The sequence below is a fragment of the Flavobacterium sp. TR2 genome, from assembly GCF_025252405.1.
Classification (GTDB): domain Bacteria; phylum Bacteroidota; class Bacteroidia; order Flavobacteriales; family Flavobacteriaceae; genus Flavobacterium.
Map to the genome: position 1 here is coordinate 3,136,899 of NZ_CP104307.1, position 26,828 is coordinate 3,163,726.

A 26,828-nucleotide genomic window follows, 5' to 3' on the forward strand; every position below is an offset into this window, starting at 1 on the left:
CAAAGGTTATAAACCTTTGAGCCTTTGTACCTCAGAACCTTATTTTTTTTTTGGTGGAAAGGCGCAAAGAAGCAAAGGTTCAAAGTGACAAAGATTGGAAGACAAAGGTTATAAACCTTTGAGCCTTTGTATCTCAGAACTTTAGCTTTTTTTGGTGGAAAGGCGCAAAGAAGCAAAGGTTCAAAGTGACAAAGATTGGAAGACAAAGGTTATAAACCTTTGAGCCTTTGTACCTCAGAACCTTATTTTTTTTTTGGTGGAAAGGCGCAAAGAAGCAAAGGTTCAAAGTGACAAAGATTGGAAGACAAAGGTTATAAACCTTTGAGCCTTTGTACCTCAGAACTTTAGTTTTTTTTGGTGGAAAGGCGCAAAGAAGCAAAGGTTCAAAGTGACAAAGATTGGAAGACAAAGGTTATAAACCTTTGAGCCTTTGTACCTCAGAACCTTAGTTTTTTTGGTGGAAAGGCGCAAAGAAGCAAAGGTTCAAAGTGACAAAGATTTTTCTTTGTCTAAAGGTTTGTAAGACAAAGGTTATAAACCTTTGAGCCTTTGTACCTCAGAACCTTTGTTCCTTAAAAATAAAAATTATGAAATATCTCTCCAAAATTGTATAAAGAATTGACTGCCAATATAAACGAAATTTGGATTATAGAAATGGAGTAAAAACCAAAATTGGTTTTTGTACGTAAATAGTTACTAACCCGTTTATTAAAACCAATCCTAATATGAAAAAACTTTACATAAATACTGGCAGTTTTGATGCTGTTTTTAATAATCTGAAAGAGAGTTTTGGCGGAGACTTATCTAGTGGCGCTAACGAATATAAATTGGCGATTAAATCAAAATGGGCAGCGGGAAGCATCTCTGGAGTGCATTTTGAAAAAGATATGTCGTATCTCAATTTTGATTTGACTTTCAATCAAGATGTTATTTTAAGTGTAGAATCCAATCCTTTTATGCCTGTATTTTTTGCGTATTGCGAAAAAGGAAATGTTTTACACAGTTTTGGTGCCAATGGTGCTGTTAGAAGCTTAAAAAAACAGCAGTCTGGCATTATGAGCAATTCATCTTCAATTAATAGCGTATTGTATTTTGAAAGCCATAAACAGATCAAGTTTTCATTGATCGGAATACCGACAAATCTCGATGCTGCAGAGAATGCTGATTTTGCTTTTCAGATTAAAAAGAGATTTACGCACGAATCTGGAAATTATTTATATATAGGAGCTGAGAATATGCAAATAGAAGGGAAGCTTCAAGAGCTTAAAACGATTCCGCAAAAAGGAACTGTCCGTTATTTGCTGATGAAAAAAATTCTGCATGAAATTCTGGAGCTGGAGATAGCGCAGCATAGTTATAATTACTTGACTCCGCTTAAGCCTGTTTTGGACTTTGCAGTTAAACAGCTTAGTGAAATGAAAAAATTGTCAGACATCAATTTAGGCCATATTTTAGCGCCAGTATTATTTTTTAAGAGAAATATGCAATCGCGAGTTCTCAAGGAAAAGTACTTAGAATTAAAACCTTATAACCAAAAATTAGCTAGCTAGTAAGCATTATTATATCCTTCACTTTCAAAAAAAAACAGCTTCTATCGAGCTGTTTTTTTCTTTTTTATTCTTTTTCAAAATAAAGAATAAAATATACCATTATAAGGTTTAAAATGAGAGAAATACTGTTGGTGATAATAATAGGCAAATCGTTTTTCAAAATGCCATAAACAACCCATATGGCAATCCCAAAAGTAAGCGTGCCAAACATTCTAAGCGAAATCTGCTTCACTTTTTTGGTTTTCCAAACCTTCAGAATTTGCGGAACTGTCGATATCGTGACACACGCTCCCGCAAAAAGTCCTATTGCATCAATAAAATTCATTTTTTATTTTTTTAAGATTCTGAGATTCTAAGTTTTTAAGGGTTAAGATGTTTATTTATAGTTTTTTAGGTTTTTTTAGGTAGATTACATAAAAAAAAAGCTCAGCATCTTAGTAGCTTAGAAACTTAGAAGCTTAGAAATTTTTCACCCCACCAATTCCCCGCCATTGACATGAATAAACTGCCCTGTAATATAACTGCTGTCTTGAGAAGCCAAAAACACATAAGCAGGCGCCACCTCCGAAGGCTGTCCAGCTCTTTCCATCGGATTATCTTTTCCAAATTCAGATAATTTATCGAAGCTTGCTACAATCAGAGGCGTCCAAATTGGCCCAGGCGCTACACCATTGACACGAATTTTCTTTTTAGCCAGCATACTCGAAAGTGAGCGCGTAAAACTTACAATAGCACCTTTTGTACTCGCATAATCCGCTAGGTGTTCGCTTCCGCGAAAAGCCGTTACAGAAGTGGTATTGATGATAGCATCACCTTCTTTTAAGAATGGAAGCGCAGCTTTGGTGACATAAAAAAACGGATAAATATTTGTCTCAAAAGTTTTATGGAGCTGAGCGTTTGTTATCTTCTCCAATTCATTTTGAGGAAAATGAACCGCAGCATTATTCACCAGAATATTAATATTTTTAAAAACGGTATGGCATTTTTTTATAGCTGCACGGCAAAACTTTTCGTCTTTCAAATCGCCGCTTATCAAGAGGCATTGCTGGCCTTCTTTTTCGATCAGAGCTTTTGTTTCGTGGGCATCTTTGTCTTCTTTCAAATAGACAATGGCAATATTAGCGCCCTCTCTGGCAAAATGTACCGCAACGCTGCGGCCAATGCCGCTGTCGCCTCCTGTGATAAAAGCTGTTTTTCCTAATAGCTTACCGCTTCCGGTATAATTTTCTCGTATAATTTCTGGCTCGGGAGTCATCATATATTCGTTGCCAGGAAGATTTTGTTTCTGTTCAGGGAATGTTTGTTTCTTTTTCATGATTTCTTTCTGTTTAAGCCATTAATGAGCTATTTAAAATTAGCTTTTAGATAAAGTTATCTTTGTCTTGAAAGAAATAATGTTTAGCTCAATCAAAATAAAAAGCTAATGTTGTATGAAATTACATTCAATTTAGAAAAAGTCTAAAAATAATTGGCAATGCATAATAGGTTAGCAATCATGCAGAACGCTTAAAATGATGCCAAAAGATGGGAATTTTGTAATTATTTGCGATTTAAATAAAAAAGCTACCCGTCATTTTTTTTATACATTTGAGAATTTCCGCATCATTTTTTAACAGACGATTTTACAATTTGTTTAAAAAATAAGAAAATTTTTATATTTTATTAAAATTGAGTATTTTGATTTACAACCGATTTAGTTTTCCGACATGGTATTAATTGTAGACGATATAAGGGCAAATATTATCGCCCTAAAAAAAACATTAGAGCTGCATAATATCGATGTTGATAGTGCTGAATCTGGAGAAGAGGCACTCAAAAAAATTCTTAAAACAGATTACTGTCTGATTATTATGGACGTTCAAATGCCAGGACTTGATGGCTTTGAAGTCGTAAAAATTCTTTCGGGAAATCAACGCACCAAAGATATTCCGGTGATTTTTCTGTCGGCACTTAATACCGAGAAAAAATATATATTTAAAGGTTACGAAACTGGTGGCGTTGAGTATATTACAAAACCCGTAGATACCGATTTGCTGATGCTGAAAGTGAAGACTTTCATAAAAATCTACGAACAGCAAAACGAACTGAAAGCGATGAAAGACCTGCTTTCTAAAGAAATCAAAATTAGAAAAGAAGCGCAGGATAATCTGGAAATCAAAATTGCTGAGAGAACCAAAGAACTGGTTCAGAAAAATGAAGAGCTGGAACTTCGAAATCATGAATTGCAACAGTTTTCGTGGGTAGTTTCGCATGATTTGAACGAGCCTATCCGTAAAATTCAGATTTTCATTAAAATCATAAAAGACCTTTACTTAAAAGCAGATGATAAAGCGGTAGATTATGTAGACCGAACCATAAAATCGGCAGAGAGAATGCAGACTTTGATTACCGATCTTTTGGCTTATTCAAGGCTTTCTGCACAGGTTAAACCCGAAAAAACCGATTTGAATGTGGTTTTACAGGAGGTGCTGGGCGATTTTGATTATTTGATCGAGCGTAAAAATGCTGTTATAAAAACCAACGAACTGCCAACGATTGACAGTATTCCGAGTCAGATGCGTCAGGTTTTTCAAAATTTGATAGGCAACGCTTTGAAGTTTTCGGGCAATGAAGAGAAACCGATAATCGAAATAACTTCCGAGACTATTTTAGAAAAATCAATCGAAAGTCCTACTGCTCCAGAAGGTAAATTTTGCCGAATCACAGTGAAAGATAACGGAATTGGTTTTGATGAAATGTATCTGGATCGCATCTTTATTATTTTTCAAAGCTTAAACGACCGCCAAACTTATGAAGGAACCGGAATAGGATTGGCAATTGCAAAGAAAATTATAGAAAAGCATAACGGATTAATCACTGCAAAAAGCAAACCAGGAGAAGGTGCAAGTTTTATCATTGTACTTCCTTTAAAATACGAATAAAATAACTGAGAAATATATGAATGGCAATTTTAAAAGAAACTTATTAATTAGTTCGCTAGTTTCATTGCTTGTGCTTACCATTAGTTCTGTAGCTTCGTTTATTAGCATCAAAAGTTTATTAAACAGCAACTTTTGGGTCAACCATACGCAGGATGTAATTTATAACCTGAATGAGGGTTCATCGATTATTACAGAAGCTCAAACTAGCATGAGGGGGTATCTGCTTACAGGAGACGAGCAGTTTGTAGAACGATTTAATGATGCAGAGGCCAAATCAAACACTTATTTCGAAAAATTGGATGAACTCACAGCAGATAACCCTTCGCAGAGAAAATTGCTGGAAGAATTGCGCACTAAACGTTCGGGGTTCTTTAAGTATTTGAATAATCAGATTGTAAAAAAACGTTTAAGCAAACAAACGCTGATTTTCGATTTGAATGAAGGAAGGAAAATGATGAACGATATAAGAGCAATCATCAAAAAAATAGAAAATACTGAACAGCAGCTGCTAGAAGAACGTAACTCAAATTCAGAACGTTACGGTACTTACAGTTTAATTTTAATTGTTATTGCTTTTTTTATTGCCTTTCTTATTTCCATTGTTTTCATGATCAGAATCTTGAAAGATTACAACGAAAGGTCTCTATTACAGCAAGAATTGATCAAGAAAGATAAGGAAACTGCTGAAAGGTTGGAAGTAATTGGCGGAATCGCATCTCAGATTTCTAAAGGGAATTACGATGTTCAGATCGATGACCGAAAAGCAGATACATTGGGCGCTTTGGGATCTTCTATTCACGAAATGAAAGATTCTTTAAAAAACTCTTTTGATTTGTTATCCCAAAAAGAATGGCTTCAATCGGGTGTTGCAATGTTGAATGATAAAATGCTGGGCGAAAAAACCATTCAGAAGCTATCTAAAGATGTAATCGAATTTTTGTGCCAATATACCAACAGCAGTGCGGGAGTTTTGTATGTGGTTGATGGCGAGGAAATGGCAATTTCTGGCGGTTACAGCTATATTCCGAGTAAAAATCGCGAACGAATCAAAAAGGGCGAGGGTTTAATAGGCCAAGCGATTGTTTCTGGTAAAATGCTCGAATTGAAAGCGCTCTCTCCAGATAATATCCAAATCAATTACGCATTAGGCGAGATCAAACCGACTCATATTGTGGCGCTTCCGTTAATGGATTTTAAGGTAGAAGGAGCAGTTGAATTGGCTAGCATTTATGGTTTTTCTGTACTTCAGTTAGAGTTTCTGAATTTGGTCGCCAATAATATCGGAATTGCTTTAAAAGCAACGCAAAACCGTAAAAGAGTAATGGAACTTCTGGAAGAAACAAAATCTCAGGCAGAAGAACTTCAGATTCAGCACAGCGAATTGGAAGCTATAAATGCAGAATTGGAAGCACAGACCGAGAAATTGCAGGCCTCAGAAGAAGAGCTTCGCGTGCAGCAGGAAGAATTGGAGCAAACCAATGAAGAATTATCCGAAAGAAGTGTTTTATTAGAAGAAAAAAATACTGAAATTCAAAAGAAATCGGAAGCTTTAGAATTGACAACTCGTTACAAATCAGAGTTTTTGGCCAATATGTCGCACGAGCTGAGAACACCGCTGAATTCTATTTTATTGTTGAGCCGTTTATTGTCTGAAAACAATAATAAAACCATGAACAATGAAGAAATTGAGTTTGCAAAAGTAATTCAGAGTTCAGGTAACAGCCTTTTGGGATTGATCGATGAAATTCTGGATTTATCTAAGATTGAAGCAGGTAAAATGGATTTGGAGTTTTTGGACGTTTCTACTAAAGAAATTACAGACAACCTTCATAATCTGTTTTATATGGTGGCAAAAGAGAAGGGAATTAATTTTGAAATTATTGCCAAAGAAGCGCCAATTGTTATTAAAACAGACAAAATGCGTTTGGAGCAGATTCTAAAAAACCTGATTTCTAATGCCATTAAATTTACAGAAAAAGGAACCGTTTCTCTTGAAATTAAAGTGGATACAGATGATGATAAGATAATCTGCTTTATTGTAAAAGATACCGGAATCGGAATTCCGTTAGAAAAACAGCCTTTAATTTTTGAAGCATTCCAGCAAGCCGACGGTTCAACAAAACGCAAATATGGCGGAACTGGTTTAGGGCTATCAATAAGCCGCGAACTCGCTAAATTATTAAGAGGAGAAATCATTCTGCATAGTAAAGTAAACGAAGGAAGTACATTTACTTTGTGCCTTCCAGTTTTTGGCTTTGCAATCAATAAAATTTCGGTAAGCAAAATTCCTGAAGCAGAAGAGATCGAAGTTGAATCTGAAGATGAAGAAGCAAAACCAAAATACATCAGCGAGGTTGTTCCAGAAGAAATTGAAGACGACAGAGACTCCATTGTAGAAGGCGATAAAGTGATTTTGATTGTAGAAGATGATATTAGCTTTGCTAAGTCGCTACTGGCCTTTACACAGAAAAAAGGGTACAAGGGAATTGTTGCCGTAAGGGGAGATTATGCCTTGAATTTTGCTTTGATCTACAAACCAATCGGAATTTTATTGGATATCGAATTGCCAATTAAGAGCGGTTGGGAAGTTTTGGAAGAACTGAAAAACCATTCTCAAACCAAACATATTTCGGTTCACATTATGTCATCGCACAAATTGAAACAGGAAAGTCTGTTGAAGGGAGCTGTAGATTTCTTAGACAAGCCAGTTGCTTTTGATAAAATTCCTGAAGTCTTTATGCGTATAGAACACATTATCAACAAAGAATCGCAAAAGGTTTTAATTATCGAAGATAATCCGAAACACGCAAAGGCTCTGGCTTATTTCTTAGAAACGTATAATATCAATTCTGAAATTAAAAGCGAAGTTTCGGCAGGTTTGTCAGCTTTAACAAAAGAAGAGGTAGATTGTGTAATTCTGGATATGGGAATTCCAGACAAACAGGCTTACGAAATTCTAGATGGCGTAAAGAAAAGCCCAGGATTAGAAAATCTGCCGGTAATTGTCTTTACAGGAAAAAGTCTGTCAATAAAAGAAGAATTAAAAATTAGGAAATATGCCGATTCGATTATTGTAAAAACGGCACATTCATACCAAAGAATGCTCGATGAGGTTTCGCTTTTCCTTCATTTGGTAGAAGAAAAAAAGAATGGAGACCATAAAAAAGAAGCCCATAAAAAACTCAACTCGCTTAATAATATCCTATTTGAGAAAAAAGTATTAATCGTAGACGATGACGTACGAAACATATATTCGCTTTCTAAAGCTTTAGAAGCCTTTAAAATGAATGTCATCACTGCTTTTGACGGAAAAGAAGCCATTAAGATTTTGGACGAAAATCCAGATACAGATGTCGTGTTGTTAGACATGATGATGCCAAATATGGATGGTTACGAAACAGCAGAAAAAATAAGAAGCAATCCTAAATTTCTTAACTTAGCCGTAATAGCTGTTACTGCCAAGGCAATGACAGGCGATAGAGAAAAATGTATTAAGGCAGGAGCCTCAGATTATATTACAAAACCTGTAGATGTTGACCAGCTGTTATCCTTGCTGCGAGTATGGCTTTACGATAAAATCTAATTTTTTAAAATGCTGTAAATGGGAAAGAAACGTGTGTTGATTGTAGATGACGATTCTAGAAATATTTTTGCTTTGGTGAATACCTTAAAAGCAAAATCGTATGATTGCATATCTTGCCAAAGCGCCGAAGAAGCGCTAAGAATATTGCGCGAAGACGCATCGATCGATGCCGTTTTACTCGATATGATGATGCCAGAAATGGATGGTTATGAGGCAATTCCGCTTATAAGAGCAATTCCGTCGCAAGAAGCTGCTTTGGTGGTTGCCGTAACAGCGCAGGCAATGGCGGGAGATAAAGAAAAATGTTTACAAGCTGGAGCTGATGCTTACATCTCAAAACCTGTTGATGTTGATAAATTGCTTCAGATTTTGGGAGGAAACTTAAATGAATTATGATTGAAGATATTGAATTAGAAACTCTTATAAATGATGTTTACGAATATTATGGTTTTGATTTTGGAAGCTACTCCAGAGCATCACTCAAAAGACGTGTAAGCCGGGTTTTCTATTTGGATGGATTTAAGCATTTTCATGATTTTTTATCTAAAGTCCGTACAGATCCAGAATATTGCAAAAGAATGATTGACGAAATTACGGTTAATGTGACCGAGATGTTTCGCGACCCTTCATTTTATTTGACACTCCGAAAAGAAGTTCTTCCATTATTAGGAACAAAACCTTTTATACGCATCTGGCACGCAGGATGCTCTACGGGAGAAGAAGTCTACTCAATGGCTATTATGCTGAAAGAAGCGGGTTTGCTGCATAAATCGATATTATACGCAACAGACATAAACGCAACGGTTTTGGAAACAGCCAAAAGCGGTATTTTTCCGTTGCGAATGATAAAAGATTATGCCGATAATTATCGCGATGCAGGGGGGCAGGAAGATTTTTCGGATTATTATATCGCCAATTACGGTTTTGCAAAATTTAATGAAAGCCTTTCTGAAAAAATGGTTTTCTCACAGCATAATTTGGTTTCAGACAATTCATTTAATGAGTTTGACCTTATTTTATGTCGCAATGTTTTGATTTATTTTGATAATAATCTACAGAAACGGGTCGTTAACTTATTTGATGACAGTCTAGCTGTTTTGGGTTTTTTGGCACTCGGAACAAAAGAAACGATAAAATATTCTATATCTCAAACCAAATACAAACAATTTGCTAAAGAGAAAATATGGAGAAAAATAAAAGAATAACAGATTGTAAAGTCGTGATCATGGGCGGTTCGGCAGGAAGTTTGCAGGCATTATTGCAGATTTTGCCCTTTCTAGAAAAAACTATTTCTTTTGCTATAGTAATTGTGGTTCATAGAAAAAACTCAGACGAACAAACCTTAGAAGACCTAATTGCTTTAAAATCTAAAATAAAAGTAAAAGAAGTAGAAGATAAAGTAAAACTCGAACAAGGATTTATTTATATCGCTCCTTCCAATTATCATTTGCTATTCGAGAAAAATGAGACGCTTTCATTAGACACTTCAGAAAAAATAAACTACAGCAGGCCAAGCATAGATGTTTCTTTTGAATCTGCTGCAGAAATATATCGCGAACATTTGGTTGGAATTTTATTTTCGGGCTCCAATTCTGACGGAACAATAGGACTTCGTGCAATCCAGGCAGCTGGAGGAATAAGCGTGGTTCAGAATCCGCTTTCTGCAGAAATGCCTTTTATGCCTAATAATGCAATTCTGCATACCGTTCCAGACTTTGTTTTAAGCACCGAAGAAATTCTTGAGTTTATAAAAGAAATAAATCAGGAACCGGAAGTTATTTGAAATAAAGTGTCACCCCTCTGGGGCTTTTCAGATGCCGATACATTATGCGATATATTTAGCTTCTCCGAAGCTTTTTCTTGGCGTATGGTAATTTAGAATTAGTTCCATCGGTACAAAATATTTATAGCCAAATAACGATATGTTAAAACCAAGATTGCTTATTTTTGACTTCAGATGGAAGAGATTTCATAAAATATTTAATGGAATCAAATCTAAAATCAAAAATCGTTAATCCTTAATCTAAAATTTTAAGGTTTATTTTTTTCGTCTTCCGGAAGAACTACTTTATTGAGTTCAGCTTCTTTTTCGGCTCTCTTTTGTGCAGCTTTTCCTTTTCCAATTGGCAATCCTGCAGTAACATACAAGGATCTGTTATATTGATTATTTGGACCATCTCCTTTCATTACAGTAACAAGTCCGTAATAATATTGAACCGTAATATTTAAACCGTTTCCAACATTCATATGATAGCCAGCGCCAAATGCAAGTCCGGCATCTATAACATGAACCTGATCTCTAATGTTTTTCTTGTACACCACATCGTCGTTGTTGATTTCGTTTTTAAACTCATCAAAGGCTTTGGCCAGCAAACCAAATTGAGGCCCTGTTTTGAGATAAATGTTGTTTTTGAATTGGTACTTAATTAATATCGGAACATTAAAATAACGAATTTCACGATTTATATGCCCGCCGGCAAAAGTATTGTCGAGGTTTTCATCGTTTAGAGAATACAAAGGAATTTCTTTAGCTCCCATAGGCGATTTTACAATTACTCCCGTATTAATCATCCAAGCTGGGTTTTTCCTAGACCTCAGGTCAAAGTAAAAGCCAAGATTAAAGCCCGGATTTAAGGCAGAAGACCCCATATTTGAAATCGTAGAAAAATTAGCGCCGCCTTCCAGACCAAACTCTAAAAATTCAGAATTGAGTTTATCTCCAAATATTAAGGAAATCAAAACTTGCGATTGTGCCGTAGCAATGCAAAAAAAAGCAGTAAAGATTAGAAAACCTTTTTTCATACCATTTCCGAATTAAAGTCCAAAACGATACTGAAGACTTCCTAATACCTGCGTACGAGAACCTAAGAAACCGCATTCTGCACGAAACATAAAATGTTTGTTGAATTGATACTGAGATCCAATAATAAAGTTCCACATATCTTTAGGTCTTTTTTGAAGCGAATATTGTACAGAAGAATTTTCGGCAGTGCTTAATGCCCCATCCAATGTGGTTAAAATATTGCCTGCGCTTTCTAAAGCTCTGTTTGCCGTATTGTGTTTGGCAATATTGGCTGGATTTTTTTGCTCGGCAGGAGTCAAACCGTCCCACCATGCATTTACTTTATTTTGATTTTCGGTTACTTTTTCCAAACCGCTGTCCACTTTAGCCTGAGCATTGCTTAGATCTATAAAGTCAGACAATGGCAAATCTCCATTGGTGTCACCAGAAATATGAACTCTAAAACCCCCAACCCAGATGGCCACATTTTGATCAGGTTTGTTGAATTTGAATGTTTTTCCAAATCTAGGGCCAAAAATATAAGAAAAAGCAGGTTTGTCAAGCGAACTGATATCGGTCCAAGCCATGTTCATATCTAGTGCAAACCAGCCTCCGCCAATACCAATTGTAGGTGTCATACCAATACCAAATGTAGTGGCATTAAAATTTGCTTTCGTGCTGAAAGTAGCAATTTGAGACCAATTATTATCGGCATCAGGAACCCAAATGCCTGCATTTATTTTTGTTGAAGTATTGGCTTTTCCAAAAATTCCATAAATGTTTAAAAAAGGAAGAAGCCAGACATCGGGACGAACAGTTAAAGCACTTGCTTCTACAGTTGATTTGTCAAATCGTACAATTTCATCCAGATTGTAAAGCTGGCCATGATTAAAACCAACTTGTAGATTATTGATAACAATTTCTGATTCTTGCCAGAACCAATTTACTGATACTCCGGCTGAATAAGGAAGTTTATATCCCTTTTGGGCTACTTTTTCTCCCCAAATAGGAAGAGCATAAGGATATTCTTCTGTTTTAAGGCTGTCTTTTAACGTTTGGTTTTTTTCTCCTACAATTTTATCGGTATAAACTTGTCCGAAAATCTGTATGCTGAAAAATAATAAAGAGGCTGATATTAGTGTATTACATTTCATTGATTAGAATATTTAAAATTAATTAATTAGACTGCGAAAAATAAATTGTACTAATGTGCGTAAAAGAAATCTCTGTTATTTTTTTGGCTTATAGAAAAATGTTTTTTAGGAATTAAAATTAGGAACTTAAAGAATTGTTAAAATTATTGTTAAAGTTAACGAAATTTTCTTACCTCGGATAATTTTTTTGGATAAAATAGAAAAACTACCGAAATAATTTTCAAGTGCTTAAAGCCATTATTATTTTTAATATTATCTTTTATTTGTTTACTGGAAAATTGTATTTTTACAGCTGTGAAATGGATAACAGTCATATTATCAATTTATCTATTGGCATTGTCAAATATGCCATGTGCAGATATGGAAGTAAACAGCGCTATGCACAAAACAGCTCAGTTTGCCTCCGAAGACAATCATTCGCATGATAAAACCAATGACTTATGTTCTCCTTTTTGTGCCTGCAATTGCTGTGGCGCACAAGTTTTAAGCTACCATTCTGCTGTGGTTTTCGAATTTCCTAAAGCCTACAATCAGATTTCTATAGCTGTACCCAATTATAATTCTGTTTTTATTTCCAATTTCTACGGAAGTATTTGGCAGCCCCCTCAGATAGCATAATGATTATGCCTGTTCAGCTCCGATAGCTATCGGAATTGGAAACGGGCGAGAGAGTTGTGGACTTTCCACACGTTTACAGACAATTTAATTGTCTCATTTCTCACGTCATTATATATTCAAATGTTAGATAAAATCATTCAGTTTAGTATACGAAACAAATTCGTGGTACTATTATTTACCCTTGCGCTTATAGCGTGGGGAAGCTATTCGCTTAAAAAATTGCCGCTAGATGCCCTGCCAGATGTAACCAACAATCAGGTTCAGATTATTACTACTGCACCGACACTGGCAAGCCAGGAAGTAGAGCAATTAATTACCTATCCCTTAGAGAGAGCGGTAAAAACAATTCCAAATGTAATAGAACTCCGCAGCATCTCCCGCTTCGGATTATCGGTAGTCACCGTTGTTTTTGAAGACGACGTCGATATTTATTGGGCGCGAGAACAGATATTCCAGCGCTTAAAACAAGCCGAAGAGAATATTCCAGATTATGTAAATTCACCCGAATTAGCACCAATTTCTACAGGATTAGGAGAAATTTACCAGTATGATGTTTACGCCAAAAAGGGCTACGAAAACAAATACAGCGCGATAGAGCTTAGAACTATTCAGGACTGGATTATCATTCCGCAATTGCAGGGAATTAAAGGTGTTGCAGAGGTCAGCACTTGGGGCGGAAAACTCAAGCAATTCGAAATTGCCGTAAATCCAAATATGCTCAACAGCCTTGGAGTGACCATTACTGAAATTTTTGATGCTTTAGAAAAAAACAATCAAAATACAGGAGGTGCTTATATCGAGAAAGACCAATATACCTATTTCATTCGTGGTGTCGGAATGGCAACAGGCATCAAAGACCTTGAAAATGTGGTTGTAAAAAACCGAAATGGTTCTCCAGTTTTGGTTCGAAACGTTGCAAAGGTGCGTGAGGGCATTGCATTACGCTACGGGGCTTCGACAAAAGACGGAAAAGGTGAAATCGTTTCTGGAATGGTTTTGATGCTGAAAGGAGAAAATTCGAGCGCTGTTGTAAATCGTGTTCACGAAAAAATGGCTCAAATAAACAAAAGCCTGCCTGAAGGAGTGGTTGCCGAAGCCTTTATTGATAGAGGAAAACTGGTAGATAACTCTATTAGAACTGTAGCCAAGAATTTATTGGAAGGAGCTTTAATCGTAATTTTTGTCCTGATTTTATTTTTAGGAAATCTTCGCGCGGGACTAATCGTCGCTTCTGTAATTCCATTGGCAATGCTGTTTGCCGTTATTTTAATGAATGCCTTTGGCGTAAGCGGAAATCTAATGAGCCTCGGCGCTATAGATTTCGGAATTATAGTCGATGGCGCTGTGATTATTGTCGAAGCTACGATGCATCACCTGCAGAAATTCAAAAACAAAAAAGAATTAACCCAGGAAGAAATGGATGCTGAGGTTTACAATTCGGCTTCAAAAATAAGGAATAGTGCGGCTTTTGGTGAAATTATCATTTTGATTGTGTATCTGCCGATTCTAGCCTTAATAGGAACCGAAGGAAAAATGTTTAAGCCAATGGCCATGACAGTAGGTTTTGCAATTATTGGAGCATTTATACTTTCGCTCACCTATATTCCGATGATGAGTGCTTTGTTTCTTTCGAAAAAAACAGAACACAAAGAAAACTTTAGTGATCGTATGATTGCCTGGTTAGAAAGCCGTTATATGCCGCTATTGAAAAAAGCGCTGGAATTTAAAAAAGTTGTGCTTTCTGTTGCAGTTGGATTATTTGCTTTTGCCTTTATCGTTTTCCAAAATATGGGGGGAGAATTTATTCCGACAATCGAAGAAGGCGATCTGGCAATCAATGCTACCATTATGACGGGAAGTTCGCTTACGCAGATGGTTGAAACTACGACAAAATATGAGCAGATTCTGAAAGCCAAATTTCCAGAAATCAAAACTATTGTGACCAAAATTGGAAGCGGTGAAATTCCAACCGACCCAATGCCAATTGAAAGCGGCGACTTGATTATTGTTTTGAAAGACAAAAAAGAATGGAAAGGCAAATACCATAATTGGGAAGAACTGGCCAATGCGATGAAAAAGGAAATGGAAATTATACCAGGAGCCAATATCGAGATTTCTCAGCCCATCCAAATGCGTTTTAACGAATTGATGACGGGCAGCCGATCGGATATCGCCATTAAAATTTTTGGCGATGACTTGGATATTTTGGATGCCAAAGCGACTGAATTAATTTCGAAAATAAAAGGAATTGAAGGAATCGGAGATTTAAAAGCCGATAAAGTCACAGGTCTGCCGCAAATTACCATCAAATACGACTACGACAAAATTGCACTTTATGGATTGAATATTTCTGATATCAATCAAATTATCCGTTCGTCTTTTGCAGGAGAGGTTGCAGGAAAGATTTATGACGAAAGCAAAAGATTTGATGTTGTGGTAAGAATGGACGAAAATAATCGTAGCGATATCACAGATGTAAGCAATTTGTTTATACCGCTTCCAAATGGGCAACAGGTTCCTTTATCGCAAGTTGCTTCTGTTGACTACGAACAAGGTCCTGTACAGGTCATCCGCGAAGACGGAAAACGGAGAATAACCGTTGGATTGAACGTTCGAGGAAGAGATATTAAAAGTGTAGTGGAGGAAATTCAGGCAAAATTAGATAAAAGCTATAAGCTTCCAGTAGGTTATTATGTGACTTACGGAGGACAATTTGAAAATCTGATTGAAGCATCCAAAAGGCTTTCTGTAGCCTTGCCAATTGCTTTGGGACTTATTTTAGTCTTGCTGTATTTTACTTTTAAAAGTGCCAAACAAGCGCTGCTTATTTTTAGTGCCATTCCGTTGTCGGCAATTGGAGGCGTTTTTGCGCTTTCGCTGAGGGGAATGCCTTTTAGCATTTCTGCCGGAATTGGTTTTATTGCTTTGTTCGGAATTGCAGTTTTAAATGGAATTGTATTGATTTCGTATTTCAATCAATTAAAAGCAGAAGGCATTTTAGATCCGTTTCAGAGAATCTTGATCGGAACTAAAACACGTTTGCGTCCCGTTTTAATGACTGCTGCCGTGGCTTCCTTAGGATTTCTTCCAATGGCATTATCGACAAGCGGGGGAGCAGAAGTGCAGAAACCATTGGCAACCGTTGTAATCGGCGGACTAATCTCAGCAACTTTATTAACGTTAATCGTTCTGCCGATTTTGTATTTACTGTTGGAGAAGTTTAACCGCAGAGATAATTAGTAAATGAGAAAATTTGATAATCAGATAATTTAGTACTGCGTATAGAAAATTCCTCTCGAAGATTCAGCAGATCTGGCAGATTAATTAAAAAAAATCTCCTAAATCTGCAAAATCTGCGAGAAATAAAAAATAAAATAATGAAAAAATCAATATATAATACCAAATTGAAAAAGCTTCGCTCCCGATGGCTAACAGGATTGGGGTTAAGTGCATTTCTATTGGCAAGCACTGTTGTTTCAGCACAACAATCCATCAGTTTGGAAAAGGCAATAGAACTGGCAAAATCTAACAACATTGACTTAAAAATCGCTGACAAAGAGATTGAAAAACAAACCGTTTTGAAGAAAGCTGCATTTCAGCCAGATCCTTTGCAAGTGCAGTATCAGGGCGGTCAGTTTAATAGTGCCGATTTTGATCACAACGTTTCGGTGCAACAGTTTTTTCCGTTAGGAAATATTACAAAAGCCAACCGACAATTGCAGGAAGAATTGGCAAAATTGGCCGAGAAGCAAAAAGCCCTGTCTTCGTATGAAATTGAAAAAGCGGTTACATTGGCGTATTACCAATATTTATATGGCGTTTCAATCCAGAAACTCAATTCAGAATTGAATGATATATACACGAAATTCCTAAAAAATGCCGAATTGCGTTTTAAAACTGGAGAAAGCGGAAATATCGAAGTAATTAGTGCCAAAGCCAAAGTAAAAGAAATTGAAACTCAGAAAGCGCAGTTAGAATATGATCTGGCGATTTATCAGAAACAATTGCAGTTTTTTATTCAGACAGACGAAAATATAGTTCCCGATTCCAAAACTAATTTGCAGTATACATTTATAGAAAATCAAGAAAACACAAAGGCCGAGAGCCTAATGACCGATTTCTATCAGCAGCAGATTTCAGTGTATCAGAAAGAAGCGGGAACATTTAAGGCGCTGCGTACGCCAAAAGTCGGTTTGGGATATTTTGCACAGACTATCAATACAGAATCGCTGTTTCAGGGTTTTACGGCTGGATTACAGATTCCGTTATTTGGGGGAGTTAACACCACAAAAGCAAAGGCGGCAGAAATCAGTATTTCGCAGTCGCAACTGGCTTTAGACAGAAATAAAATGATGCTGAGTCTGCAAAGGGAAGAATTGCAGAATAACTTCAAAAAACAGCAGAAAAACTTAGCCTATTTTCAGAATGAAGGTCTGCATTATGCCGATCAGATTATTGAAACGGCACAAAAAAGCTATGCCAATGGCGACATGAGTTATTGGTCGTATATCAGTTTTTTAAATCAGGCCATTGATATTAAAAAACAATTTGCAGAAGCAACTCACAGCTATAATCAAAGTGCAATCGAACTTCAATTTCCAACCATCAAAAACAATTAAAATGAAAAATATAGTTATGAATTTAATTGAGAATTTAACCGCAAAGCACGCAAAGACAAAGCGCAAAGTTCGCAAGGGAGTAAAACCTAGCGTCCTTTGCGGAACCTTTGCGCTCTTTGTGGTTACCTTAATAAGCTGCAATCAGAATAAAGCCGAAGAACCGCAGGAAGAAGAAAAAGAAACGACTGAAGTGGCACTGACCATTTCTCAGTACAAAACCGTGGGCATAGAAACCGGTACTGTAGAAGACCGAAATCTAAACAAAGTCATTAAAGCAAATGGCTACACGACAGTTCCGCCGCAAAACTCAGCAGAGGTTTCGACTTTGATTGGCGGAACGGTAAAAGATATTTTTGTTTTGGAAGGAACCTATGTAAACAAAGGAAAAGTGCTGGCAACAATTCAGAATCTGGAAGTTATAGGAATGCAGGAAGATTACCAGTCGGCTGTTGCCAATGTAGAATACCTTCAGTTAGAATACAACCGCCAGAAAACGTTGAGCGATGAAAATGTAAATCCGAGAAAGACTTTTCAGGAAGTAAAAGCCAAACTGGCAGCCGAAAGAGCTCGTGCGCAGGCAGCAAAAAACAAATTAGATGCTCTGAATGTTAATGCAAAAGGAGCAACATCGGTTGTGCCTATTGTTTCGCCAATAAATGGCTATGTGGGAAAAATCAATATTGCAAAAGGAGCTTTTGCCAATACAGGCGTTTCGCTTTTTGAAGTAGTTGACAATAGCCAGATGCATTTGGATTTGAATGTATACGAAAAAGACTTAGGCTCAATTTCCATTGGTCAGGTAATCGATTTTGTTCTGACAAATCAGTCGAATAAATCGATTAAAGGAAAGATTTTCGGAATCAATAAATCTTTTTCTAACGAAAGCAAAACGGTTGCTGTTCATGCTAAAATTGATCCTGCCGACGCAAAAGGCCTGATTCCAGGAATGTACGTTTCTGCAAATATTAATATTACAAACGCGACAGTTCCGGCTCTTCCGAAAGATGCAGTGGTCAAAAATGCCGACAAGTATTTTGTTTTTGTTGAAGAGAAAGAACACGCGGAAGAAAAACACGAGCATAAAGAAGGTGAAAAGGAAGAAGCGCATGAAAAAGAAATTCATTTTAAAGCCATAGAAGTAATTCCCGGAACAACCGATTTAGGTTTTACAGAAGTTAAATTTGTAAATGATATTCCAGAAAATGCTAAAATTGTAACGAAAGGAGCATTTTATCTGCTTTCAGCAATGAAGGGCGGAGGAGAGCATACGCATTAATTTTTTAAGATGCTAAGGTTCTAAGCTGCTAAGCTGTTGAGTTTTTTAAAGTTGAATTTGTTCGCAAGAGCAGCACGAAACAGTTTTTTATAATATTAATTGAATTGCCTCCAGCTTTAGCTGGAGGTATTTAATAAGATTGTATAGGGCTTTAGCCAAACTGGCGCATTTTAGGCTAAAGCCTTCTTTGTGTCTATTATAATGTCTCCAGCTAAAGCTGGAGGCAACTCAATTGATAAACTTTGCTCAAGAAGTTTCAAAAGTACATCTTTGCGAGATTAATGTTTTTTCACTTAAAAAGTGTAGTGCCTTCGAAGCAATTATAATATTAATTTGAATTGCCTCCAGCTTCAGCTGGAGGTATTTAATAAGATTGTATAGGGCTTTAGCCAAACTGACGCATTTTAGGCTATAGCCTTCTTTGTATTCTACAATAACTCGAGCTAAAGCTGGAGGCAATTGAAAAAAGAAAGTTTTGCTAAACATTAAAAGAATTCAAATATTTTTTTACGCAGATTTTTTCAAATTTTAGCAGATTTAATTTAGAATCATTTGTATAAATCAGCTTAAATCTTTTTTAAATCAGCGTGAAACAAAAAACTTAGCATCTTAGTGCCTTCATAGCAATAAACTTTGCCACAAAATGCTTAAATTTAGAACATTATTTAAACAAAACTTCAGGCATAAAAACGTGTCCCGATAGTTATCGGGATTAAACCTGAAACTTGAAACTCAAAAAAATGATACATCAAGATAAAGAAGCAAAAATCACAAAAAATAAAGCCAAACCTTCTTGCAGCTGTTCACATGATGAACCTATACATTCCGACAATGACGGGCACGATCATGGCGGTCATGACCATGAGCACAACGCGAGCGGCAATTTGTTTAAGTTGTTTCTCCCATCTATTATTTCCTTTCTTTTATTGATCATCGGAATTGGTTTTGATAACTATTTTCCACAGGAATGGTTTGCTGGATATGTTAGAATTGCATGGTATGCAGTTGCATATCTTCCAGTAGGGCTTCCTGTTCTGCGAGAAGCTTACGAAAGCATTATAAAAGGAGATGTTTTCTCTGAATTTTTTCTGATGTGCATTGCCACACTTGGAGCATTTGCCATTGGAGAATATCCAGAAGGAGTTGCCGTAATGCTTTTTTATACGATTGGAGAAACTTTTCAGGGAATGGCAGTTAGCAGAGCAAAATCGAGCATTAAAAGCCTGTTGGATCAGCGTCCCGATGAGGTTCATGTTTTGGAAAACAATATTGCAGTAAAAGTCAAAGCCAAAGATGTACAGATCGGTGCTGTTATCCAGCTTAAAGCAGGAGAAAAACTAGGCTTAGATGGCGAATTATTGTCAGACTTCGCTTCCTTTAATACAGCGGCTTTGACTGGAGAAAGCAAACCCGATACCAAAAAGAATGGCGAAACCGTTTTGGCCGGAATGATAAATGGCAATACAATTGCCGAAGTAAAAGTAACAGCAGCTTACAGCGACAGTAAATTATCTAAAATTTTGGAGTTGGTGCAAAACGCCACAACCAAAAAGGCGCCAGCCGAACTGTTCATTAGAAAGTTTGCTAAAATCTATACGCCCATTGTGGTGTTTCTTGCTATTGGAATTTGTTTGATTCCGATGCTTTTTGTCGATAATTATGTCTTCACAGATTGGCTTTACAGATCGTTGGTTTTCCTTGTAATTTCTTGCCCTTGCGCTTTAGTCATAAGTATTCCGCTTGGATATTTTGGCGGAATTGGCGCTGCGAGCAGAAACGGAATCTTGTTTAAGGGAAGTAATTTTCTAGATAGTATTTCGACGATTCAAAATGTAGTGGTAGACAAAACCGGAACGATGACCGAAGGTGTTTTTAAAGTTCAAGAAGTCATTATAAAACCCGAATTTGATAAGGACGAAATCTTAAAATTGGTCAATGCGCTTGAAAATAGGAGCACACATCCCGTTGCAACAGCTATTCATAATCATGTGGGGCCCGTTGATCCGTCGGTAGAGCTAAAAGAAATCGAAGAAATATCTGGATACGGATTAAAAGCAGCATACAACGGAAAAGAACTGTTTGTAGGGAATTTTAAACTCTTGGATAAATATTCAATTACGTATGATATTGACCCATCCTCTATAGTTTATACCACAATTGCAATTGCTTACGAAGGTAAATTTGCGGGTTATCTTACTATTGCAGACGAAATTAAAGCAGATGCCAAAGAAACGGTTTCGAAACTAAAATCTTTAGGAGTAAAATTGACCATGCTGAGCGGAGATAAGACCAACGTTGTAGAGTTTGTAGCCGAAAAACTAGGAATCACAAGAGCTTTTGGCGATTTGCTCCCAGAAGATAAAGTGGATAAAGTCAATGAAATTAAAGCGAAAAACGAAACAATTGCTTTTGTCGGCGACGGCGTAAATGATGCTCCTGTAATTGCCTTAAGCACGGTTGGAATTGCTATGGGAGGTTTAGGAAGCGATGCTGCCATAGAAACTGCCGATGTTGTAATTCAGGATGATAAACCGAGTAAAATTGCAATGGCAATCAATATCGGAAAACAGACCAAAAAAATTGTCTGGCAGAATATTACTTTGGCTTTTGTCGTAAAAGCTTTTGTATTAATTCTTGGTGCAGGCGGACTTGCCACGATGTGGGAAGCTGTTTTTGCTGATGTTGGAGTAGCGCTGTTAGCGATTTTGAATGCCGTAAGAATTCAGAGAATGAGGTTTTAAATCATCATTTTAAGTATATCAAAAAGTCCAATCCATTTGTTTGAATTGGACTTTTTGAGTTAAAAATGGAGATTAACTATATTATCGTTATTCTCCAAAGTAATCCTAATCGGGTTGCTTTCTGACGGAATTTGGGTCGGATACCAATTTCTAGTAGGCTGAACGAGAATTAATAAACCTTCATGATCGCCCATTGCAGCAAATTTTTCAGTATTTGCATTTTGAGAAAAGAACTGGAGTCCGTGTTCTTCAATTAATTGGTTGCCTAATTTTAATGGGTTCTCCGTAACGATTCCGATTTCGCTTATGCTTAAAATAGAAGCAGAGTTAAATTCGCCAATTTGTTCATTATTAAGATCATGTCTCGCAATAAATTCTAGCAAATTGCCGCTATGATCGAAGAAATATATAGAATGCGCATTCCAATTTTCGAAATGCGTAACTACAGTTTTATCTTCGAGCACAATTAAATCGACTTTGTTCCTGCACCATAAAATGGCTTCTTCGAGCTGATTTCGGGAATATTAAAGGCAAAATGATAAACGGAATTAAATTTAGAATCTTCAATAAATTTTAAAATAGAATTCCCAGCCTGAAATGTTATCGATTTCTCGTCATTCTCCAAAATAGCAAGTCCAAACAGTTTCTGGTAAAATGCTTTCGTTTTCTGGATATCGTTTGTTTTGATTTCGATCTGATCTATTTTCATGATATTATTTTTTTGTAAAGAAATTTCTCTTGAGTTGCTATCAAATTTAAAAAATCGCTTTCAAAATAAAGAGACGTTTCCATTTTATGCATCAATGGAAGCATTGTAAAATAATATCGCGAGTAAACCTCAGGTTAAAAATAACTTTAAAGATTGCTATACAATAACTGCAGCGTATGAAAATCAGATGAACCGTCAAAGTACTTGTGAAGCACTTCCTGAAAAATAGGTTCTGTATTCTGAACGCTGGCAAACAAAGTCATGCAGGATTGGAGTTGTTCTGCATCAAGACTTTCAAAAATATCCGAAACGCTTTCTTCCTTTTTAATGAGTTCAGAAGTAATTTCGACCAGATGTTTTCCTAAAATTGGGTGTTCAAGAAAAGCAATCGCCTCGTCGGCATTCTTGATTTCGTAAAATTTGGATGTATCATTAGAACCCATTCCTTTTATCTGCGGAAATATAAACCACATCCAAGGAGATTCTTTTTTTCCTTTCCTGATTTCCTCCAGAGCTGTTAAGTACAATTTGTTTTGAGCATCTAGAAACCGAAGTAGTCCATTGTTATTGTAAGCCATTATTTACGATATTAATTTGGGGATATCTGGTGATAAATCTAAACAAAATATGCTTACTTGAGTACTATCCGAAGTATTTTTTAAAATCAATTTTTAACATTTTAAATCGAATAATTTAGAAAAGCTATTATAAATTCCGCACTCGGAAATTTCATTAACAGATAAAATCGTATTAATAAATGACTTAAGTGTTATAAAAGACGGTTTTAATTGGTGATTCTGTTATGATTTTTCTATTTTTATGGACAGACGGTTCTAAAACCGATCTCAAAAATTACAATTAGGATTGATATTAGCCATCTTACAGTATCAATATTGTCAACCGGGCAAGCTTCGCCCATAAAAAAATAAATGCTTATGAAAATAGGATTAATCGGATTCGGAAAAACTGGAAAATCAGTAGCCTCAATATTATTAGAAAATAAAAAATTCTGCCTAGAATGGGTTTTACGCCAAAGTACGGTTTTAGAACACAGATCGGTTCCAGAATTTTTTGGAGTGCAGTCAGAAGAACCCGGCTTAATCTATTCCAGTTCAAAAACATCTATTGACGAATTATTAGAAAAACATCCTGTCGATGTCATTATAGATTTTTCATCACATCAGGGAATTTATACATACGGAGAAGTGGCTGCAAAAAAGCAGGTAAAAATTATTTCTGCTATTTCTCATTATAAAGACAAAGAACTGGCTTTTCTAAAATCGCTGTCAAAAAAAACAACAGTCTTTTGGTCGCCAAATATTACTTTGGGAGTCAACTATTTATTATTTGCCGCTAAATTTTTGAAGAAAATTGCACCTTGGGTTGATATTGAAGTAAATGAAGAGCATTTTAAAACCAAACAGGGAACATCTGGAACAGCTGTAAAAATTGCCGAAGCATTAGATGTGGATAAAGAGAATATCAATTCGGTTAGAGCAGGAGGAATTGTCGGAAAACATGAAGTTATTTTTGGTTTTCCTTTCCAAACAGTGCGTTTGATACACGAATCAATTTCTAGAGAAGCTTTTGGAAACGGAGTTATTTTCGTAGCCGAAAACCTTAAAGAGAAAGAAAAAGGATTGTATAATTTTGAAGATATTCTGACGCCTTATTTTACAGTTTAAGTTTTTTTTTTGCCGCAAAGTCACTAAGACACTAAGTTTTTTTTAAATGCTGGTGCTGTTTGTTTTCCTGAGCGATCCCGAAACTTCGGGAGAAGGATCAGTTCATTATGTATTTTAATCTCGCAAAGCAGCAAAGTTTTAAAACTTTAAAAAAGAAAAACTTTGCGACTTAGAGGCAAAAAAAAAATTACTTCCTAAAAGTCAAAGCCTTCATATATTCTAAATTCATTTTAGCAATCGAAAGCACCGAAATTCCCTGCGGGCATTCAATCTCGCAGGCTCTCGTATCGGAGCAAGCGCCAAAGCCTTCTTCATCCATCTGCTTTACCATTGAAAGAGCGCGTTTAGAAGCTTCCAATTTTCCTTGCGGTAAAAGTGCCAGATGAGTTATTTTGGCACCAACAAACAAAGCTGCGCTAGCATTTTTGCATGAAGCAACACAAGCTCCGCAGCCAATACAGGCCGCAGCATCAAAAGCAGCTTCGGCAGTTTCATACGTAATCGGAATGCTATTTGCCTCTGGCGCCTGACCCGTTGAAGCACCAATAAAACCACCTGTTGCAATAATCGAATCAAAAGCTTTGCGGTCAATTTTGAGATCGCGTAAAACAGGAAACGCTTTTGCACGAAAAGGCTCAATATAAATAGTGTCCCCATCTTTAAAACTTCTCATATGAAGCTGGCAGGTTGTGGTGTTTTTTAAAGGTCCATGAGCGCGTCCGTTAATCATTACGCCGCATTGCCCGCAGATTCCTTCACGGCAGTCATGATCAAATTCGATGACGCGTTCTCCCTGCTGAATAAGCGATTCATTCAAAAGATCCAGCATTTCCAGAAACGACATATGCTCTGATACTCCATCAATTTCATAATCTGTCATTTCTCCTTTTGATGAAGAATTAAACTGTCGCCATATTTTTAGATAAAGTTTCATAGATAATTATGAGTTATGAGTTATGAATTTTGAGTTATGAATTTTGAGTTGTCAATTAATAATTAACAATTCACAATTCACCATTTATTTATAGCTTCTCACTGCAAGCTCTACCGATTCAAAGGTTAAAGGCTCTTTGTGAAGTTCAGGTTCGTTGTTTAAACCTTTCCATTCCCAGGCCGATACATAACAGAACTCATTATCGTTGCGGACAGCTTCTCCGTCGGCAGTTTGGTATTCTTCTCTAAAGTGCGCACCGCAAGATTCTTCGCGCTGCAAAGCATCGTAACACATTAATTCTGCCAATTCGATATAATCGGCAATTCGGCCAGCTTTTTCGAGTTCACTGTTTAAAGTATTGTCGCCAGTAATTCTGAGATCATTTTCAAACGAAGTTTTGAGTTCGCGGATTTCGATTAAAGCTTCTTCCAGTTTTTTTCTGCTTCGCGAAAGACCGCATTTTTCGTAAAGAAGGCGTCCAATTTTTTTATGAAAATAATCTGCAGAAAGAGTTCCGTTAGTATGTAAAAAACGATCGAGCTGTCTTCTGACTTCTTTTTCAGCTTCCTCAAATGCAGGATGCGAAATATCGGGTCTTGGCAGATTCAATTCGCCTGCCAAATAATTAGGAATAGTGTAAGGAGCAATAAAATAGCCGTCGACGCAAGCTTGAAGCAGTGAATTTGCACCAAGACGGTTGGCGCCATGATCGGCAAAATTGGCTTCGCCTAACGCAAACAACCCAGGAATAGTGGTCATAAGTTCATAATCGACCCAAAGTCCGCCCATTGTAAAATGTGCCGAAGGCGAAATCAGCATAGGCTCTTTGTAGGCATTTATGCCTGTAATCTTTTCGTACATTGCAAAAAGATTGCTGTATTTGGCTTCAATCTTATCTTTTCCCTGCGCTTTGATGGCGTCAGAAAAATCAAGGTAAATGGCATTTTTCATTGGGCCAACGCCATGACCGGCATCAATTCTTTCTTTTGCGGCTCTTGAAGAAATATCTCTTGGCGCCAGATTTCCAAATGAAGGATAACGGCGCTCTAAATAATAATCGCGTTCTTCTTCAGGAATAGCATTTGCATTTCGGTCGTCTGCGGCTTTTTTAGGAACCCAAATTCGGCCGTCATTTCGAAGCGACTCCGACATTAAAGTCAGTTTTGACTGGTTTTCTCCATGCTGCGGGAGCGAAGTAGGGTGAAACTGAATCCAGCTCACACCCGCCATGTATGCGCCTTTTTTGTGCGCGCGCCAAATGGCAGAGCTGTTGCAGCCCATGGCAAGTGTAGACAGATAATATACTTTTCCGTAACCGCCAGAAGCCAATACTACAGCATCTGCAGCGTGACGTTCGAGTTGGCCAGTTTCAAGATTTCGTGCAATTATTCCCTTAGCTTTACCCTCAATGACAACAAGTTCGAGCATTTCATGGCGGGTATACAAAGCGACTTTTCCCAAAGCCGCCTGACGCTCAAGGGCCTGATAAGCCCCCAAAAGAAGCTGCTGTCCAGTCTGGCCTCTTGCATAAAAAGTTCGGGAAACCTGAACGCCTCCAAAAGATCTGTTGTTCAAATAGCCTGCATATTCGCGGGCAAAAGGAACGCCTTGAGCAACTGCGTGATCGATAAGGTGTGCCGAACATTCTGCTAAACGATAGACATTGGCCTCGCGGGATCTGAAATCGCCCCCTTTTATAGTGTCGTAAAACATTCTAAACGTGCTGTCGCCATCATTTTTATAGTTTTTGGCAGCATTTACTCCGCCTTGAGCGGCAACAGAATGTGCGCGTCTGGGAGAATCCTGAAAGCAGAAAGATTTTATATTATAGCCTTGTTCGGCAAGAGATGCAGCGCATGAAGCACCAGCTAGACCTGTTCCTACTACTATTACATTTAGTTTTTTCCGATTTGCAGGGTTGACTAGTTTGGCTTTAGACTTATAAAGACTCCATTTGTCTGCAAGAGGACCTTCGGGTATTTTTGATTCCATCATTTTTAGTCGTTTAAAATGAATTGATACAAAAGCTTAAAAAGAAAACTAAATTTAATATAAAATATTGATAGTTAGCTGTTTTTTGTATGAAAATATTTAAAAAAAATGAATATCAAGTTATACGAATTAAGGGATGTTGTTTGATTGCCTATTTAAACTTGACAGGTTTTAAAAAACTATTGGTTTTAGCGTATAAGTATTAAAAAAATCTGCTAAATCTGCTAAATCTGCGAGCAAAAATTTCTCAAGCAGATTCAGCAG

At 36.8% G+C, this 26,828-nt stretch carries 21 protein-coding genes; 12 read left to right on the plus strand and 9 right to left on the minus strand.

Translation table 11 applies throughout. The features are described 5' to 3' along the window. Positions 1-725: 725 nt before the first annotated feature. Positions 726-1,550, plus strand: a complete 825-nt coding sequence (locus N4T20_RS13860; protein ID WP_260669726.1) for a hypothetical protein — start codon at positions 726-728, stop codon at positions 1,548-1,550. Between the two features lie 64 nt (positions 1,551-1,614). On the opposite strand, the gene N4T20_RS13865 is transcribed toward N4T20_RS13860, so the two are convergent. Together N4T20_RS13865 and N4T20_RS13870 are read right to left on the minus strand one after the other, a co-directional pair. Continuing rightward, the gene (locus N4T20_RS13865; protein WP_260669727.1) at positions 1,615-1,875 is read right to left on the minus strand and encodes a SemiSWEET family sugar transporter; all 261 of its coding nucleotides are present in this window, start codon (positions 1,873-1,875) and stop codon (positions 1,615-1,617) included. A 144-nt stretch (positions 1,876-2,019) separates the two neighbouring features. Next, positions 2,020-2,865: an SDR family oxidoreductase gene (locus N4T20_RS13870; RefSeq protein WP_260669728.1), complete on the minus strand. Its 846-nt coding sequence runs from the start codon at positions 2,863-2,865 to the stop codon at positions 2,020-2,022. A 391-nt stretch (positions 2,866-3,256) separates the two neighbouring features. Here N4T20_RS13870 and N4T20_RS13875 point away from each other — a divergent pair, with 391 nt between their 5' ends. From N4T20_RS13875 to N4T20_RS13895, 5 genes are read left to right on the plus strand one after another with little or no spacing between them, the layout of a single operon-like run. Beyond that, positions 3,257-4,471 carry a response regulator gene (locus tag N4T20_RS13875; protein ID WP_260669729.1) on the plus strand — a complete coding sequence of 405 codons (1,215 nt, stop codon included), beginning with the start codon at positions 3,257-3,259 and terminating at the stop codon, positions 4,469-4,471. Positions 4,472-4,487: 16 nt separating this feature from the next. Next, the gene (locus N4T20_RS13880) at positions 4,488-8,054 is read left to right on the plus strand and encodes a response regulator (protein WP_260669730.1); all 3,567 of its coding nucleotides are present in this window, start codon (positions 4,488-4,490) and stop codon (positions 8,052-8,054) included. A gap of 18 nt (positions 8,055-8,072) precedes the next feature. Beyond that, positions 8,073-8,450 carry a response regulator gene (locus N4T20_RS13885; RefSeq protein WP_260669731.1) on the plus strand — a complete coding sequence of 126 codons (378 nt, stop codon included), beginning with the start codon at positions 8,073-8,075 and terminating at the stop codon, positions 8,448-8,450. Then, positions 8,447-9,259 (plus strand): CheR family methyltransferase, encoded by an 813-nt coding sequence (locus tag N4T20_RS13890; RefSeq protein ID WP_260669732.1) that lies wholly within the window; start codon positions 8,447-8,449, stop codon positions 9,257-9,259. The genes N4T20_RS13885 and N4T20_RS13890 overlap by 4 nt, the downstream gene beginning before the upstream one ends. Next, on the plus strand, positions 9,238-9,837 hold the full coding sequence (locus N4T20_RS13895; RefSeq protein ID WP_260669733.1) for a chemotaxis protein CheB: 600 nt from the start codon (positions 9,238-9,240) through the stop codon (positions 9,835-9,837). Before N4T20_RS13890 ends, N4T20_RS13895 begins: the two co-directional genes overlap by 22 nt. Positions 9,838-10,085: 248 nt before the next feature. Here the strand turns inward: N4T20_RS13895 and N4T20_RS13900 are convergent, their stop codons facing one another. Beyond that, positions 10,086-10,856: a porin family protein gene (locus N4T20_RS13900; RefSeq protein WP_260669734.1), complete on the minus strand. Its 771-nt coding sequence runs from the start codon at positions 10,854-10,856 to the stop codon at positions 10,086-10,088. A gap of 12 nt (positions 10,857-10,868) precedes the next feature. Then, positions 10,869-11,990 (minus strand): hypothetical protein, encoded by a 1,122-nt coding sequence (locus N4T20_RS13905; protein ID WP_260669735.1) that lies wholly within the window; start codon positions 11,988-11,990, stop codon positions 10,869-10,871. 294 nt (positions 11,991-12,284) lie between these two features. Here N4T20_RS13905 and N4T20_RS13910 point away from each other — a divergent pair, with 294 nt between their 5' ends. The 5 genes from N4T20_RS13910 to N4T20_RS13930 all read left to right on the plus strand — a co-directional run bounded on the left by N4T20_RS13910 (position 12,285) and on the right by N4T20_RS13930 (position 21,244). Continuing rightward, positions 12,285-12,608, plus strand: coding sequence for a DUF6660 family protein (locus N4T20_RS13910; protein ID WP_294963660.1), 324 nt, complete (start codon positions 12,285-12,287; stop codon positions 12,606-12,608). A gap of 120 nt (positions 12,609-12,728) precedes the next feature. Next, entirely contained in the window at positions 12,729-15,848 is a 3,120-nt protein-coding gene (locus tag N4T20_RS13915) for an efflux RND transporter permease subunit (RefSeq protein ID WP_260669737.1), read from the plus strand. 137 nt (positions 15,849-15,985) lie between these two features. Then, positions 15,986-17,227, plus strand: a complete 1,242-nt coding sequence (locus N4T20_RS13920) for a TolC family protein (protein ID WP_260669738.1) — start codon at positions 15,986-15,988, stop codon at positions 17,225-17,227. A 1-nt stretch (position 17,228) separates the two neighbouring features. Continuing rightward, a complete protein-coding gene (locus N4T20_RS13925; protein WP_260669739.1) occupies positions 17,229-18,503 on the plus strand; it encodes an efflux RND transporter periplasmic adaptor subunit in 1,275 nt (424 codons plus the stop codon). Between the two features lie 740 nt (positions 18,504-19,243). Further along, positions 19,244-21,244, plus strand: a complete 2,001-nt coding sequence (locus tag N4T20_RS13930; protein WP_260669740.1) for a heavy metal translocating P-type ATPase — start codon at positions 19,244-19,246, stop codon at positions 21,242-21,244. Between the two features lie 59 nt (positions 21,245-21,303). Here N4T20_RS13930 and N4T20_RS13935 read toward each other — a convergent pair whose 3' ends face one another. The 3 genes from N4T20_RS13935 to N4T20_RS13945 form a co-directional block, all read right to left on the minus strand. Further along, positions 21,304-21,708, minus strand: a complete 405-nt coding sequence (locus N4T20_RS13935; protein ID WP_260669741.1) for a hypothetical protein — start codon at positions 21,706-21,708, stop codon at positions 21,304-21,306. A gap of 2 nt (positions 21,709-21,710) precedes the next feature. Continuing rightward, positions 21,711-21,953, minus strand: coding sequence for a VOC family protein (locus tag N4T20_RS13940; protein WP_260669742.1), 243 nt, complete (start codon positions 21,951-21,953; stop codon positions 21,711-21,713). 146 nt (positions 21,954-22,099) lie between these two features. Beyond that, a complete protein-coding gene (locus N4T20_RS13945) occupies positions 22,100-22,531 on the minus strand; it encodes a DUF1810 domain-containing protein (protein WP_260669743.1) in 432 nt (143 codons plus the stop codon). 357 nt (positions 22,532-22,888) lie between these two features. Here N4T20_RS13945 and N4T20_RS13950 point away from each other — a divergent pair, with 357 nt between their 5' ends. Next, on the plus strand, positions 22,889-23,638 hold the full coding sequence (locus N4T20_RS13950; protein ID WP_260669744.1) for a 4-hydroxy-tetrahydrodipicolinate reductase: 750 nt from the start codon (positions 22,889-22,891) through the stop codon (positions 23,636-23,638). 187 nt (positions 23,639-23,825) lie between these two features. Here N4T20_RS13950 and N4T20_RS13955 read toward each other — a convergent pair whose 3' ends face one another. Together N4T20_RS13955 and N4T20_RS13960 are read right to left on the minus strand one after the other, a co-directional pair. After that, positions 23,826-24,572, minus strand: a complete 747-nt coding sequence (locus N4T20_RS13955; RefSeq protein ID WP_260669745.1) for a succinate dehydrogenase/fumarate reductase iron-sulfur subunit — start codon at positions 24,570-24,572, stop codon at positions 23,826-23,828. An 84-nt stretch (positions 24,573-24,656) separates the two neighbouring features. Beyond that, positions 24,657-26,567, minus strand: a complete 1,911-nt coding sequence (locus N4T20_RS13960) for a fumarate reductase/succinate dehydrogenase flavoprotein subunit (protein WP_260669746.1) — start codon at positions 26,565-26,567, stop codon at positions 24,657-24,659. Positions 26,568-26,828: the final 261 nt, after the last annotated feature.

What these genes read in the sequence shown, in the direction of transcription:
- N4T20_RS13890 (WP_260669732.1), top strand. Translation starts at nt 8,447, where the DNA reads ATGATTGAAGATATTGAATTAGAAACTCTTATAAATGATGTTTACGAA.
- N4T20_RS13920 (WP_260669738.1), top strand. Translation starts at nt 15,986, where the DNA reads ATGAAAAAATCAATATATAATACCAAATTGAAAAAGCTTCGCTCCCGA.
- N4T20_RS13875 (WP_260669729.1), top strand. Translation starts at nt 3,257, where the DNA reads ATGGTATTAATTGTAGACGATATAAGGGCAAATATTATCGCCCTAAAA.
- N4T20_RS13895 (WP_260669733.1), top strand. Translation starts at nt 9,238, where the DNA reads ATGGAGAAAAATAAAAGAATAACAGATTGTAAAGTCGTGATCATGGGC.
- N4T20_RS13945 (WP_260669743.1), bottom strand. Translation starts at nt 22,531, where the DNA reads ATGGCTTACAATAACAATGGACTACTTCGGTTTCTAGATGCTCAAAAC.
- N4T20_RS13955 (WP_260669745.1), bottom strand. Translation starts at nt 24,572, where the DNA reads ATGAAACTTTATCTAAAAATATGGCGACAGTTTAATTCTTCATCAAAA.
- N4T20_RS13925 (WP_260669739.1), top strand. Translation starts at nt 17,229, where the DNA reads ATGAAAAATATAGTTATGAATTTAATTGAGAATTTAACCGCAAAGCAC.
- N4T20_RS13865 (WP_260669727.1), bottom strand. Translation starts at nt 1,875, where the DNA reads ATGAATTTTATTGATGCAATAGGACTTTTTGCGGGAGCGTGTGTCACG.
- N4T20_RS13880 (WP_260669730.1), top strand. Translation starts at nt 4,488, where the DNA reads ATGAATGGCAATTTTAAAAGAAACTTATTAATTAGTTCGCTAGTTTCA.
- N4T20_RS13930 (WP_260669740.1), top strand. Translation starts at nt 19,244, where the DNA reads ATGATACATCAAGATAAAGAAGCAAAAATCACAAAAAATAAAGCCAAA.
- N4T20_RS13900 (WP_260669734.1), bottom strand. Translation starts at nt 10,856, where the DNA reads ATGAAAAAAGGTTTTCTAATCTTTACTGCTTTTTTTTGCATTGCTACG.
- N4T20_RS13870 (WP_260669728.1), bottom strand. Translation starts at nt 2,865, where the DNA reads ATGAAAAAGAAACAAACATTCCCTGAACAGAAACAAAATCTTCCTGGC.
- N4T20_RS13905 (WP_260669735.1), bottom strand. Translation starts at nt 11,990, where the DNA reads ATGAAATGTAATACACTAATATCAGCCTCTTTATTATTTTTCAGCATA.
- N4T20_RS13915 (WP_260669737.1), top strand. Translation starts at nt 12,729, where the DNA reads ATGTTAGATAAAATCATTCAGTTTAGTATACGAAACAAATTCGTGGTA.
- N4T20_RS13950 (WP_260669744.1), top strand. Translation starts at nt 22,889, where the DNA reads ATGAAAATAGGATTAATCGGATTCGGAAAAACTGGAAAATCAGTAGCC.
- N4T20_RS13860 (WP_260669726.1), top strand. Translation starts at nt 726, where the DNA reads ATGAAAAAACTTTACATAAATACTGGCAGTTTTGATGCTGTTTTTAAT.
- N4T20_RS13940 (WP_260669742.1), bottom strand. Translation starts at nt 21,953, where the DNA reads ATGAAAATAGATCAGATCGAAATCAAAACAAACGATATCCAGAAAACG.
- N4T20_RS13960 (WP_260669746.1), bottom strand. Translation starts at nt 26,567, where the DNA reads ATGATGGAATCAAAAATACCCGAAGGTCCTCTTGCAGACAAATGGAGT.
- N4T20_RS13885 (WP_260669731.1), top strand. Translation starts at nt 8,073, where the DNA reads ATGGGAAAGAAACGTGTGTTGATTGTAGATGACGATTCTAGAAATATT.